Origin of the sequence: Nonomuraea sp. NPDC049158, from assembly GCF_040648335.1 — a bacterium.
Lineage (GTDB): Bacteria > Actinomycetota > Actinomycetes > Streptosporangiales > Streptosporangiaceae > Nonomuraea.
The window spans coordinates 126770-140952 of sequence record NZ_JBEZDM010000016.1; the positions used below are offsets into that span (position 1 = coordinate 126770).

The 14183-nt window shown below is 71.1% G+C and carries 9 protein-coding genes; 4 read left to right on the forward strand and 5 right to left on the reverse strand.

Going from position 1 to position 14183, the window contains the following annotated elements; translation table 11 throughout:
• Positions 1-23 precede the first annotated feature (23 nt).
• Entirely contained in the window at positions 24-1040 is a 1017-nt protein-coding gene (locus tag AB0B61_RS31245; RefSeq protein WP_358439313.1) for a nitronate monooxygenase, read from the forward strand.
• A gap of 3 nt (positions 1041-1043) precedes the next feature.
• On the opposite strand, the gene AB0B61_RS31250 is transcribed toward AB0B61_RS31245, so the two are convergent.
• Positions 1044-2300: a C39 family peptidase gene (locus AB0B61_RS31250; protein WP_358439316.1), complete on the reverse strand. Its 1257-nt coding sequence runs from the start codon at positions 2298-2300 to the stop codon at positions 1044-1046.
• 100 nt (positions 2301-2400) lie between these two features.
• Complete coding sequence (locus tag AB0B61_RS31255) at positions 2401-3600, reverse strand: HAMP domain-containing sensor histidine kinase (RefSeq protein ID WP_358439319.1); 1200 nt, start codon at positions 3598-3600, stop codon at positions 2401-2403.
• A gap of 88 nt (positions 3601-3688) precedes the next feature.
• Here AB0B61_RS31255 and AB0B61_RS31260 point away from each other — a divergent pair, with 88 nt between their 5' ends.
• A complete protein-coding gene (locus tag AB0B61_RS31260; RefSeq protein ID WP_358439322.1) occupies positions 3689-4957 on the forward strand; it encodes an MFS transporter in 1269 nt (422 codons plus the stop codon).
• Here AB0B61_RS31260 and AB0B61_RS31265 read toward each other — a convergent pair.
• Together AB0B61_RS31265 and AB0B61_RS31270 are read right to left on the reverse strand one after the other, a co-directional pair.
• Entirely contained in the window at positions 4938-6584 is a 1647-nt protein-coding gene (locus tag AB0B61_RS31265) for a serine/threonine-protein kinase (RefSeq protein ID WP_358439325.1), read from the reverse strand. The genes AB0B61_RS31260 and AB0B61_RS31265 overlap by 20 nt on opposite strands.
• 86 nt (positions 6585-6670) lie before the next feature.
• The gene (locus tag AB0B61_RS31270; protein ID WP_358439328.1) at positions 6671-7492 is read right to left on the reverse strand and encodes an SDR family NAD(P)-dependent oxidoreductase; all 822 of its coding nucleotides are present in this window, start codon (positions 7490-7492) and stop codon (positions 6671-6673) included.
• Positions 7493-7613: 121 nt separating this feature from the next.
• Here AB0B61_RS31270 and AB0B61_RS31275 point away from each other — a divergent pair, with 121 nt between their 5' ends.
• The gene (locus AB0B61_RS31275) at positions 7614-8207 is read left to right on the forward strand and encodes a TetR/AcrR family transcriptional regulator (RefSeq protein ID WP_358439331.1); all 594 of its coding nucleotides are present in this window, start codon (positions 7614-7616) and stop codon (positions 8205-8207) included.
• A gap of 25 nt (positions 8208-8232) precedes the next feature.
• Here the strand turns inward: AB0B61_RS31275 and AB0B61_RS31280 are convergent, their stop codons facing one another.
• The gene (locus tag AB0B61_RS31280; RefSeq protein ID WP_358439334.1) at positions 8233-10143 is read right to left on the reverse strand and encodes an amino acid transporter; all 1911 of its coding nucleotides are present in this window, start codon (positions 10141-10143) and stop codon (positions 8233-8235) included.
• 281 nt (positions 10144-10424) lie between these two features.
• Between AB0B61_RS31280 and AB0B61_RS31285 the strand changes: the two genes are divergently transcribed.
• On the forward strand, positions 10425-14168 hold the full coding sequence (locus tag AB0B61_RS31285; RefSeq protein WP_358439336.1) for a glycosylhydrolase-like jelly roll fold domain-containing protein: 3744 nt from the start codon (positions 10425-10427) through the stop codon (positions 14166-14168).
• Positions 14169-14183: the final 15 nt, after the last annotated feature.

Sequence of the window (14183 nt, forward strand, 5' to 3'; positions counted from 1 at the left end):
GCTACACAGGGGAAAGGCCGCACATGGAACTGCGGACACGCTTCACCGAGGCGTACGGTCTGACCACCCCGATCGCACAGGCCGGCATGGCGTTCGCCGGAATGCTGCCGGAGCTGGCCATCGCGGTGAGCAACGCCGGCGCGCTGGGGTCGCTCGGGGTGGGGCTGATGCCGACCGCCACCATGGTCGAGACCATCGACGCGGTACGGGCCGGCACCACCGGGCCGGTCAACGTCAACTTCGTCGCCCCCTTCGCCAAGCCCGAGCAGATCGACGCGGTCTGCGCGGCCGGCGTCGCGGTGGCGTCATTCCACTGGGGGCATCCGCCGAAGAGCTGGATCGGCCAGCTGCACGGTGCGGGCGTGCGCGTCTTCGAACAGGTCGGATCGGTGGACGACGCCAAGCGGGCGGTGGACGACGGGGTGGACGTCGTGGTGGCGCAGGGGCTGGAGGCGGGCGGGCACAATTACGCGACCCTGCCGACGTTCGCGCTGGTCCCGCTGGTGGTCGACGCGGTCGCCCCGGCGCTGGTCCTGGCCGCCGGGGGGATCGCGGACGGCCGGGGGCTGGCCGCCGCGCTCATGCTCGGGGCCGACGGCGCCTGGATCGGTACGCGGCTGGTGGCCACGACCGAGTCCGCGGCGCACGAAGGCTACAAGAGCCGGCTGGTGGCGGCACGGGGCACCGACACCGCGCGTACGCCGATGTTCGGCCCGGAGCATCCGGCGTTCAATCCGACGCGGGTGCTGCGCAACCGGGTCGTCCGCGAGTGGCACGACCGGGCGGACGAGGTGCCACGCGACACCTCGGGCCTGGAGGTCATCGGGCACACGGTGGTCAACGGGGAGCCGGTGGAGATGCGCAAGTTCTCCTTCCTGGTCCCGATGCGCGGGCTGACCAGCGGCGATCTGGAGGAGATGGCGCTGCTCGCGGGCGAGGGCGTGGGCCTGGTCGACTCGATCGAACCGGCGGCCGTGGTGATCGACACGATCACCACGCAGGCCCGCGCCGCCCTCGACCGCTACCGGAGGGCGTCCTGAGCGTCACCAGTTGGCGGGCAGCCCCGGTGTGGTCGCGGGCAGGGCGTGGCCGGGCGGGTGGATGACGTACACGATGCCGCCGCTGCTGGAGCTGCGCAGCCAGACGTTCTCGAACGCGGCCCGCGGATAGACGTGCCGCACGGCGTCGTCGTCGGCGGAGGCGGGGTCGTTGGCGATCACGTCACCCTCGGCGGTGAAGCCGACGATCACCATGATGTGCCCGTTGGTGCCGTACCCGGCGCCCGGCAGCTCGCCCTTCTTGAACGACTGCGAGGTGATGACCGGGATCCCGGCGGTGATCAGCTTCTCCAGCTCGGTCAGCGACCGCAGGCGGGTGACGAAGCCGTCCATGCCGTAGCGTCCGGCGTAGGCGGTGTTGAACGGCCAGTTGCCCGCGCCCTGGTAGGCGTGGTCGTAGGCGTAGCGGGCGGCGTAGTCGACCTCAGGATCGGGGTCGGACGGATCCACCCAGGAGGTGTCCTGCGCGCTGGGCCACTTGTCCCAGTAGCCCAGGACCATCGTGGTCGAGGTCGGGCTGCACCAGGCCTGACCGCCGCCGTCCCATTCCGGGTAGTGGCCCTCGTGCACGTTCTGGGAACGACGCGGGACGGCCAGCTCGGTGCCCCACGCGCCGCCGCCCGGGCTGACCGGCACGGTCTTGCGCTCGGGCACGTTCGAGGCCATCGCGCCCAGCGTCCGTACGGTCGGCGTCACGGCGGAGCCGGGCGTCCGGTACAGGGTGAGGCGTAGCTGGTAGGCGTTGATCTGCTTGTCCGCCGCCGCGACGAACGTGTCCACGGAGACGGTGCCGTCGGCGTCGGCCTGCCCGGACACCGAGGTGCGGCGGATGTCGCCCTCTCCGTACGCCCAGCGGCCGAGCACGTACCACTTGCTCAGCCCGGCCGTGTGCCGGGTGCGCGCCTCGACCTGCAGCCAACTGCCCGCCGGGAGGTCGGCGGTCCAGGAGGCGATCAGCTCGGTCGCGGCGAAGCCGATCGGCCGCTCCGGGCCGGTCCAGCGGGCGTACTCCCAGTTCTTGGTGCCGAGCGCGTCGGTGTAGGTGGTGGTGCCGACCGCGGCGGCGAACGACAGGCCCTCGCCGATGACCGTCCCTTCGGGCGTACCGGCGGCGAAGTCGGCCCGCTGGTAGACGACGTCCACCGTGGCCGCCGCGGGTCGCGTGGCGGCGAGGCCGGTCGCGGGAGCCGCCAGGGTCGCGGAAACCAGGACGGTGGAGAGGAGTACGGTCAGCGCGCGCATGAACCTACCTTGCTTGGACGGCGCTCGATGCGGCAGACAGTAGACATAGAGGGCATACAACGCATCGGCAAATGTACGTACGCCTGTCCGCTAACTCTGCTCAGGCCCGCAGGACCGCCCGGCGTTCCAGCCGGGGCAGCCGCATGGTGACGGTGAGACCGCCCTCCGGCCGCGCCTCGGCGGTGACCGTGCCGCCGTGCGCGTCGACGATGGCCCGGACGATCGACAGTCCCAGCCCCGCGCCCCGCGCCGACCGCACCCGATCGCCCTGCAACCGGCGGAACGGCTCGAACAGGTCGTCCACCTCGTACGGCGAGACCTGCGGGCCGGTGTTCTCCACCACGACGACCGCCTCGTCACCCTCCTGACGCAGACGAAGCCACACGTCGCCGTCACGGACGTTGTACTTGATCGCGTTCTCCAGCAGGTTGAACACGCAGCGCTCCAGGAACAGCGGGTCGCCCATCGCGAGGGCGGCGCTCAGGTCCTGGTGGAGGGTGACCGGCCGCTTGCGGGGTTGCAGGTCGAGCTGCTCCTCCACGGCCCGGATCACCTGGCGTACGTCGAGGCTCTTGCGGATGGCGAGCTCCTGCTCCGACTGGGCCAGCAGCAGCAACCCCTCGATCAACCGCTCATAACGAGCGTTGGTCCCCAGCAGGGCACGAGCCAGCGCCTTCAGATCCGGCGAGGCCGCCGGCTCCTCCAGCGACACCTCCAAAATCGTGCGATTGATCGCCAACGGCGTCCGCAACTCATGCGAGGCATTACCGATGAACCGCCGCTGCGCCTCGAACACCCGATACAACCGATCCAACATCGCGTCGAACGTATCGGCCAACCGCTTGACCTCATCCTGCGGACCCCGCAACCCGATCCGCTCATGCAACGTACTCTCCGACAACCGCCGCGCCGTCTCCGTCACCCGATCCAACGGCCGCAACGCCCGATCAGCCATCAAATAGCCGAGCACGAACGCGATGACCCCGATCACGATCATGATCACGACCGAGGACCGCAGCATCTCGTCGAGCACCCCGTCCGCCCGCTGCTGGACGTTCACCTTCTCGAAGACCATGTCACCCTTGGCGGCGCCCTCCGGCGCGGGCCCGGCCCGCTCGCCGACGACCCTCATGGCCTTCGCGGGGAACTGCTGGTCCAGCGCCTGCCCGGTGATCAGGTACGTCGACCAGAGCAGCAGCGATCCGGCCACGAAGAACGAGCCGCCGTACAGGAGCGCGAGCCGCATCCGGAGCCCCAGCCGGTTCCATGGGCGCACGGCAGGGTCGTCAGGCTCCGTCACGAGCAGTACCCCTTCCGTTCCGCCTCGAGGATGACGGACCACGTGTCAGCTCGGGGTAAGCCGGTACCGGTTTCGTACGGTCTATGACGTGACCATCAACCGGCAGGCATCCGAACAGGACGGCACACTCCTCAGGAATCGCGACTTCATGCTCTTCTGGACCGGACAGAGCATCAGCGACCTGGGCGCGGCGGTGACGACGCTGGCGGTCCCCCTTGTGGCCGTCACCATGCTCCGCGCCACCACCTTCGAGGTGGGGGTGCTGACCGCCTGCGCCACAGCCGCCTGGCTGGTCATGACGCTGCCCGCCGGGACGATCGTCGACCGCCTCGCCAAGCGCCCGCTGATGATCGGCTGCGGCGTGGCGCGGGGCGCGGTGGTGGCCTCGATCCCCGTCGCGGCGGCGCTGGGCCACCTGACGATCGTCCACCTGTACGCGATGGCCTTCCTCGTGGGCTCGATCAACGTCGTCTTCGAGATCGCCTGCCAGAGCTACCTGCCGGCCCTGCTGCCGCGGCGGCGGCTCATCGAGGGCAACGGCAAGATCGCCACGACCAACGCGGTGGCCCTCGCCGTCGGCCCCTCCCTGGCGGGCGGCCTGATGACGCTGCTGCACACCGCGGCTCGGGTGATGGTCGTGGACTGCCTCTCGTACGTGATCGGCATCGCGTCCCTGCTGCTGATCCGCACCCCCGAACCGCGGCCCGCCGTCCGCGAGTCCCGGAGCCTGCGCAGGGCGGCGGCCGAGGGGATCACCTTCGTCCTGGGGCACCCGGTGTTGCGGCGCGTCGTGGCGTGCAGCGCGATCTCCAACCTCTGCGACGCCATGATCACCACTCTCGTCGTCGTCTTCGTGCTCGGCGACCTCGGCGCCGATCCGGCCACGCTCGGACTGGTGCTGGGGCTGGGCAGCGCCGGTGGGATCGTGGGCGGCATGCTCGCCACGTCGTTCGCGAGATGGGTGGGTCCGGCCAGGGCGTTATGGGCGGGCAAGCTGTGTCTCGGCGGGTTCGCGCTGCTCATCCCCCTCGGCGGACCCGGCTGGGGAGTGCTGGCCGTGGCGGCGGGGCTGTTCGCCTCGCGCCTGTCCACCGTCGCGTACAACGTGCTGCAGATCACCTACCGGCAGTCGATCTGCCCGCCCGAACTGCTCGGCCGGATGAATGCGAGCATCCGATGGCTGATCCGCGGCGCCATGCCGTTCGGCGGCCTGCTGGCGGGCACCCTCGGCGCGTGGCTCGGCGCCCGCACGACCCTGGCGGTCGCGGTGACCTGCTCGTGGCTCGCGGTGCTCTGGCTGGTGTTCTCACCGCTGCGGCGGCAGCGGGACATCGCGCTCACGCCGGATTGGTCCTGATCACCTTCCCCTTGGTGTCGGCTACCAGGTAGCCCGTCCGGTTGTACTTGTCGCTCACATAGACGAGCAGCGACTCGCGGGCACCCACGTACGCGAAGGAGGGGTCCACGACGATGTAGTGGGTGGTGGGCTTGCGGACGCCCAGAGCCTGGTTCGCCTTGCGGAGCAGGGCGGGCATGGCGTCCCAATTGAACTTGGTCAGGTCCACCGGATCCTGGTCCGTGGTGCTGCCCCCGGGCTGGCGACTGACGGCGCCGTCGCGGTACATGAACATTTCGTAGACGCCCTTCTCGCCCTTGACCGGCGCCTGGACGCTCGCGTACTCGGGGTAGATCACCATTCTGATGACCTTGGTGCCGCCTATCGCCGGCTTCAGCTTGACGATCGCGGCCCGGATCCCGGCCGGGGTCAGCAGGTCGCCCGGGTCGGCGGCGGCCGTCTCGGTGTCCTCGGGGGTGGCCTTGGGCGTGGTCTTGGGCTTCCGCCCGGATTTGGTGGCGGTGCTGGTCGGCTCCCCGGACCCGGTGGAGCGCGGGTCGTCGGCGGCGTCGCCGTTCAGTATCGGGGGCAGGAACGTCCACACCAGCACGCCGACCACCACGACCATGGCGGCGGACACCGCGATCATGGCCGGGCGCGCGCCGCGCTTCGATCGGTGCGTGGTGCCGGTGACCGAGCGCGGGAGCGGGGGGCTGGTGTTCATCTGGGCGTACTGCGGGCCGGTCGGCCGCGAGCCCATGGGCGGCTGCGGGAGCGGTGGGCCCGGGGCCCAGGCCGGCGGCGCGAGCGGCATCGACGCGGGCGCGTCGGTCACCGAGGCGAGCATGCGGTCCAGTGTCTCGGCGTCGGGCCGGGCGGCCACGTCGCGCGTGAGCACGTAGCCGAGCACGGGACCGAGCGCGCCGGCCCGCTGCGGCGGCGGTACGTCCTGGTTGAGCACCGCGGCCAGCGTCGCCAGCGTGGTGGCCCGGCGCAGCGGATGGCGGCCTTCCACGGCGACGTACAGCAGCATCCCCAGGGACCACAGGTCCGAGGACGGGTCGCCCTCGTAGCCGTTGATGCGTTCCGGCGCGATGTACTCGGGCGAGCCGATGAACGAGCCGGTCGCGGTCAGGCTGGTGGACTCGCGTACCGCGGCGATGCCGAAGTCGGTCAGCACCGACCGGCCGTCCGGCCGCAGCAGGACGTTGGCCGGCTTGACGTCGCGGTGCTGGATGCCGACGGCGTGCGCGGCCCGCAGCGCGGAGAGGATCTCGCGGCCGAGGCGGGCGGTCTCGTGCGGCGTCATCGGGCCGCGTTCGAGGCGTTCCTGGAGCGATCCACCGGAGACCAGCTCCATGACGAGCCACGGATAGCCGCTGTCGCCGTGGTCCACGATGTGGTGGATGGTCACGACGTGCGGGTGGTTGAGCCGGGCCAGGGCGCGGGCCTCACGGAGCACCCTGGCCCGCAGCTCGCGGGCGGCCTCGGGGTCGCGCTCGTCCATGTCCGGGTCGGGCGGGCGCACCTCCTTGAGGGCGACCTCCCGGTGCAGGGCTACGTCCCAGGCCCGCCACACCAGGCCCATGCCGCCGCCGCCGAGCCGTTCCACCAGCTCGAACCGGTCGTCGATCACCCGTCTGCGCATGCAGAGCAGCGTACGCTGTCGGCCTGGCCCAGGATGGGCCGTCTCATATACGTATTTTTGGCCATTTGTCGCTGCTCACGGGCCGTTCAGCCCGGCGCCTTACGGCTGAGGTGCTCCCAGGCGCGGTAGACCTCCGTACGAGCCTGGTCCATCTGCTGGACGAGGTCATAGGAGTGGCCGCCGACGATCAGCCGCAGCGGCGGCTCGGGAAGATCGACCAGCTCCATGATGACGGGTGCGGCCGTGCTCGGAGCGGGCCCGGCGTCCTCGCCCCACATCTCGGCCAGCTTCGTCCGCAGGGGCTCGTACTCGGGGAGGTGCTCGGTCACCGTGGTGCCGACCGTGAACAGTCCGGTGTCGTACCCGCCCGGCTGAACGATCGTGACCTTGATCCCGAACGGCTCGACCTCCATCGCCAGCGCCTGGCTGACCGAGTCGAGGGCCGACTTGCCCGCCGCGTACAGGCCGACCGAGGCGAATCCCCCACCGGAGCCCATCGAGGTGACTTGCAGGATGTGCCCCGAACCCTGCTTGCGCAGGTGGGGGACGACGGCCTGGGTCACCCAGATCGCGCCGAAGAAGTTGACGTCGAAGTGGGCCCGGATCTGCTCCTCGGTGGCCTCCTCCAGCATGCCGAACAGGAACCCGCCGGCGTTGTTGACCACGACGTCGAGCCGCCCGAAGGCCGCCGCCGCCCGGTCCACGCCGTCCTTCACGGCCGCGCGGTCGGAGACGTCCATCGCCAGGCGTACGAGGCGGCCCGGATGCTCCTCGGCCAGATCCGCGAGCGGATCGACATCACGCGCCGCCGCCACGACCCGGTCTCCGGCGGCCAGCGCCGCCTCCGCGAACGCCCGGCCCAGGCCCCGGGACGCCCCCGTGATGAACCACACTCGGGTGCTCGTCACAGGCCCCCACCTCCTCCAATTCGAGACGAGACGGTTCGTCTCGCAGAGAGCAGCTTGCCGCAAGCGCCGCAATGCGTCAAGACGGAACGTCTCGTCTCGACAGACTGCTATCCTCACCGGCATGTCCATCGCCAAGCAGCCGGACCCCGGCCGCCGCAACGAGCGATCGCGCCAGGCGATCCTCGACGCGGCTCGCGAGCTCGTCACCGAGGTGGGGTACGCGAAGGTCACGATCGAGGCCATCGCCGCGCGGGCGGGGGTGGGCAAGCAGACGATCTACCGGTGGTGGCCGGGCAAGGGCGCGGTGATCTTCGACTCCTTCCTGACGCTCAGCGAGGGCGCCGAGGGCTTGGCGCTGCCCGACACGGGCGACATCGAGGCCGACCTGAAGATGGTCATGCGGGCGACGGTCGCCGAGTTCGCCGATCCGGCCTTCGAGGCACCGATCAGGGCACTCAACACGGAGATCATCCACGATCCGAAGCTCGCCGCCCAATACCGCGAGAAGCTGGCCGGCCCCGTGGACGAGGCCAAGAAGGAGCGGCTGCGCAGTGCGCAGCGGGCGGGCCAGTTCGCCGCGGACGCCGACCTCGACCTGGCGCTCGAACTGCTCTACGCCCCGCTCTACCAGCGCTGGCTGCACCGTTCCGGGCCGCTCACGCCCGAATACGCCGACGCCCTGGTAGAGCTCACGCTCAAGGCGTTCCGCCCCTGAACGCCCGGGCCTCCTTCAGAGCGGTTCAGCCCACGTGGACGTGCGGTCTGCGTACCGGGTCGGACTCCGCCTTGCGGAGGACCTCGCGGGTGAGGGGCGGCACGTCGCCGCCGCCGAAGACCAGGTAACGCAGCATCGCCACGACCGGGTTGCCCTCGGTCCAGTGGAAGTAGATGTGCGGTACGCCGCCGGTCCGGTCACGCAGGTAGAGCAGGAGCGCGGCCAGCGCGTTGGGCACCGCCGAGCTCTCGATCTTCAGGATCTTGTGGCCGTACCGCTCCTCGCCCTGGACGTACAGCTCGGTCTCGAACTCCGAGGCGTCCGGCACCGTCACCTCGACGAACAGGACCGGCTCGTTGCTGCGCAGCCGGTGGGTGATCCACGTCTCGCGGAGCTTGTCGTTGTACTCGGCCTGGTCGCGCTGCTGTGGCTCGTTCGCGATCACATGGATCTCGCCGCACGCCTCGTTGGCGAACTCCTCGGCCAGCGAGTCCAGGTGCACGTCGATGACACGCAGCTCCGTGGAGCGCGTCGCCCGCGAGATCACCGACAGGCTGACGATGGCGGCGATGAAGAACGAGGCGATCTTCACACCGTCCGGCCGCTCGATGACGTTGTCGATCAGCGTGTACGCCAGCACCGCCGAGATCACGCCGAACCCGGCCGTCGCCGCGTGCTGGCGTTTCTTCCTGGCCGACAGCGTCACGGCGACCGCCGCCGACAGCATGAGCACCAGCACGCCGGTGGCGTACGCGCCGCCCTGGGCGTCCACGTCGGCGTCGAAGATGATCGTGATGGCGAACGCGATGGCGGAGAAGACCAGCACGAGGGGCCGCACGGCCCCGGTCCACTCCGGCGCCATGCCGTACCGGGGCAGGTAACGCGGCACCAGGTTGATCAGGCCCGCCATCGCCGACGCCCCGGCGAACCACAGGATCGCGATCGTGCTGATGTCATAGACGGTGCCGAACCAGTTGCCCAGATAGTCGTGGGCCAGGTAGGCCAGCGCGCGCCCGTTGGCCTTGCCGCCCTCCGCGAACTCCTCGTGCGGGATGAGCACGGTGGTCACGAAGCTGGAGAAGATCAGGAACACGCTCATGATCAATGCCGCGGTGGTGAGCATCCGCCTGGTGCCGGCGATCCGCTCCTCGATGCCGCCCTTGATCACCGGCATCACCGCCACGCCGGTCTCGAACCCGGACATGCCCAGCGCGAGCTTGGGCATCACCAGCAGCGACAGCCCGATCATCGCCAGCGGGCTGCTGTAACTCACGCTCAGCGCGCTCTCCCAGTCCCACACCAGCCGCGGTGCCTGGAGTACGTGCACGATCCCGGTCGCCACCACCACCGCGTTCAGTCCCAGATAGACGAAGACGAGCGGGACGGCGATGGCGATGGCCTCGGTGAACCCCATCAGGAACACCCCGCCGAGCAGGGCCAGCAGCACCAGCGTGACGATCACCCGCTGCCCGGACAGGAAGTCCGGCATGAACGGGTTCTCCAGCAGGTGCGCGGTGGCATCGGCCGCCGACAACGTCATCGTGATCACGAAGTCGGTCGCGGCGAACCCGAGCAGGGCCAGCACGAAGAACTTGCCCCACCACTGCGGGGCGAGCTTCTCCAGCATCGCGATCGAGCCCTGCCCGTACGGGCTCTCGGCGGCCACCCGCCGATAGACCGGCAACGCGCCCAGCAACGTCAGGGCCACCAGGAACAGCGTGGCCAGCGGCGACAGCAGTCCGGCCGCCAGCACGGCGATGCCCGGCTGGTAGCCGAGCGTGGAGAAGTAGTCGACACCCGTCAGGCACATCACCCGCCACCACGAGTGCCTCACGTGCGGGCCGTGCTCGATCTGCTTGCGGTCGGTCTGCAGCCCTTCGAGCAGCCACGACCGCAGCGTTCCCTCAGTAGCGACCGGCCGTTTCGCCAGCACCATCCCGGTCACCCTCCATCAATATCGTGCACTACGACACTAGTGACGGCAGATGGGTGTTTCGGCTGGTGAGGGCGTCAAGAAAACGTATATATCGCGCCAGACCGGCCACAAGGCCGGATGTGAAGACGACCGGCTATGTAACACGATCGATCACATCCACTTTGAGCTGGGCTCCACTGGACTGGGGATGATCCGGCAGGCTCCTTTGTAACACTGGACAACGTGAGAATCACATGTCAATGTTAGGCCGCTTCAGCAGCCGCGTACCCCTTGGAGCTGCCATGACCCTGCCCGCCGCGCTCGCCGGCATCCTGCGTGACCCACCCCGGGCGTACTCCCCCGCGGCCATCTGGTGGTGGAGCGGTGAGCGGTTGAGACGTGACCGGCTGCGCTGGCAGTTGGAGCGGTTCGCCGAGGGCGGCGTGTGGAACCTCGTGATACTCAACCTGGCACCGTCGGGACCGATGTTCGGCTCCGACGCCGACGACCCGCCGTTCTTCTCCGAGGAGTGGTGGGCCCTGCTGGAGCAGGTGTGCGCCGACGCCGAGGAGCTGGGGATCTCCCTGTGGTTCTACGACCAGCTCGGCTTCTCGGGCGCCGATCTCCAGGCCCGGCTGGTCGACGAGGAGCCCCGCTTCGCCGGCCGCTGGCTGGCCGCCGACGGCTCGGTGACCACCCGTGGCTTCGACTACCTGTCCGCGGACGCGTGCGCGGCGCTGATCGACCGGGTGCACGGCGAGTTCGAGCGCCGGCTGGGGCACCGGCTGGGCGGGGTCATCGCCGGCTCCTTCCAGGACGAGCTGCCCGCGGTCCCGACCTGGTCGGGCACCTTCGCCGTGGAGTTCGAGAAGCGCCGGGGCTACGACCTCACCCCGCACCTGCCGCTGCTGTGGGCGGACGGCGCGGGGGCGGGCGAGGTCCGCCGCGACTACCAGCGCACCCGCGCCGAGCTGGCGGAGGAGGCGTTCTTCCGGCCGCTCGCCGAGTGGCACGCCCGCCACGGCCTGCTGAGCGGCTGCGACCAGCAGGATCCCGCCCGTGCCGGTCATCCGGTGGAGGGCGTGCAGCTGTACGCCGACTACGCGCGCACGCACCGCTGGTTCAGCGCGCCGGGCTCCGACCACCACGGGGACGCGCGGGTGCACTCCTCGCTGGCCCATCTGTACGACCGGCCGCGCACCTGGATCGAGGCGTTCCACTCCAGCGGCTGGGGCGGCACGCTGGAGGAGACCTTCGACTGGCTGCTGCCCTGGCTGCGGGCCGGAGCCACCCTGTACAACCCGCACGCCGTCTACTACACGACCAAGGCGGGCTGGTGGGAATGGGCGCCGCCGTCCACGGACTGGCGCCAGCCGTACTGGCGGCACCACCGCGTCTTCGCCGACGCCGTCACGCGGTTGTGCGCGGCGCTCTCGTTGGGTAGGCACGCCTGTGACCTGGCGGTCCTCATGCCCACCGCGACCGTCCAGGCGGACACGCGGCTCGACGCGGTGGGGGCGGAGGCCGCGCGGGCGCAGGAGGTCTATCGCGAGATCGTGGGCGAGATGGCCTGGTTCCGGATGCTTCCCGGCGTCCTGGACCGGCTCGGCCTGGACGCCGACGTGATCGACGACGACTCGGTCCAGCGGGCCACCATCCGACCCGGCCGGACCGGCGCGGCCGGGGACGGTGCGGGGGCGAAGGCCGCCGCCGGGGACAGTGCGGCCCGGACGCGGCTGGAGGTCGCGGGCGAGTCCTATGCCGGGATCGTGCTGCCCGCGTGCACGACGCTCGAGCCGGCCACGGAAGAGGCGCTCGTGGCGTTCGCCGATCGGGGCGGGCTGGTCGTCGCCGTCGGCGCGCGCCCGGAGGGGCCGCTGCGCTCGCGGGTCCGCTTCGCCGCGACGACGGCCGACCTCGGTCCGCTGCTGTCGCCGTTGCGCCGGGTCGAGGCGCCGGTTCCCCCGCTGGTACGGGAGTTCGACGGCGCCACCATCGTCTACCTCCAGGCCACCTTCCCCATGGCGAGCCACGTGTCGGTCGAACGACCGGGTGACCGCGGCATCGACCAGGGCTGGGACTCGGCCACCATCGACTTCGACCCCGCCCGGTACGCCGCCGAGATGCCGGTGCGAGTGCGCGGCGTCTCGGGGACCCCGCTGCTGGTGGACCCGTTCGGCGGCGGGGTGCGTGCGCTGCCGTACACGGTGGAGGGCGAGCACACCGAGGTCGTCGTGCCGTTCGACGCCGGCCCCGCCGCGCTGCTCGTCTTCACGGGCGAGCGGGACGAGCAGGACCAGCAGGACGGGCCTGGCCAGCAGGGCGAGCGAGAAGTGCGGGTGGCGGGAATCGAACCCGCGTCCCCCACGAGGGAGCTCGATCTCGGCACCGGCTGGGAGATGGAGCTCGTCCCCACCCTGGACGACACCTGGGGCGACCTCGGCCACTCCGGTCCGGTCCTGCACCGCTGGGAGGTCGAGCACCGGGTGGACGGCCTGAAGTGGCGGCCCGCGTACGCGACGTTCGGCTCGCACGGCAGCCTGCGGACCGACGGCGAGGAGTGGCGGCCCGCGGTGTACTCGACCTCGCGCGGCATCAGGAAGGACCCCATCCACCGCCTCGACCTCGGGCCCAAGGGGCACGTGCCGGAGGAGTTCCTGGACTTCGGGCAGGTGGCCATGGGGCGGAGCGCCCGGTTCAGGGCCGAGCTGACCGTGCCGGAGCACGGTTTCCTCGCCGTCGGCGCCGCGGCCGCCAAGGCGGTGCGGATCGACGGCCATGACGTGGACCTGGACGACCGGGGCTATCTGGCGCTGGCCCGCCGGCCCCTCTCGCCCGGCAGCCACCTGCTGGAGGTCCGGCTGGTGCCCGAGGACGACGGGTGGCTGCGCGCGCACGTCGCCGTCGTGACCGACCCCGAACCCTACCTACGCCCGGAATGGATCACCGGTCCGGCGGGCCCGGCCGAGCTGACCGCCGCGTTCACGCCGAAGGGGACGGTGCTCCAGGTCGCCTCGATGACGGCCTGCCAGGTGCTGGTCAACGGGGTGGAGGTGGGCCGGCAGGGCGGCTTCGACCCGTACGCCGACCACCGCAAGGCCCGCGTCCGCCGCTACGACCTGGCCGGGGTGCTGCGGCCCGGCGCGAACGAGGTGACCGTCCGGGTCGGCGACGGCGCCGAGCCGGTCCTGGTCGACGGCTGCGTCTCTTCCGGGCCCGGCTGGTGGGCCGTGCACGACGGCGAGCGCGTCCCGGCCGAGATCCACCGGACGCAGTACCGCGACCCCGCCGCCCTGCACCTGCCGCGCCGCCCGCACCCCCTCCCCGGCACCTCCTGGCTGTCAGGAGACCGAAACGAACCGGCCGCCCCCACATCACCGGCCGCGTCCTCAGCCGTGCCGGCCGCGTCCTCGGTCGTGCTGCCGGCCGTGCTGGCCGAGCCGGGCACGGCCGGGCGCGTCGAGTGGCTGCGCTTCCAGGTCCCGCCGGGCGCCACCGCCCTCCGGGTGCCCCTGCGCGGCGCGGCCGAGCTGCTGATCGACGGTCAGACGGTGGCGGAGGGCACCGACCGCCTGGAGGTGTCCCTCGACGGCCGGGCCGGGCCGCGCGAGGCCCTGCTGCGCGTCGTGACCGAGGCCGGGTACACCGGCGGCGCCATCCTCACCGGGCCGATCGAGATCGAGACCGGGCCCGGCCCGATCGAGCTGGGCGACTGGGAGCGTTCGGGCCTGCCGGAGTACAGCGGCGGCGTCCGCTACCGCCGCACCGTCCATCTCGACGAGCGTCCGGACACCGCTCTCCTGGATCTGGGCCGGGTGCGCGGCACCGCGGAGGTGCGGGTCAACGGCCGGTCGTGCGGGGTCAGGGTGTGCTCGCCGTACCGGTTCGACGTCGGCGCGGCGCTACAGGAGGGTGAGAACACCGTCGAGGTCGAGGTGTACGGCACGCTCGCGCCGCATCTCGACGCGGTCAGCCCCACGCATTTCGTCTTCCCCGGACAGCGGGTGAGCGGCCTGCACGGTCCGGCGCGCCTGCTGCTCGGCTAGTGCTCCGGTGACAGG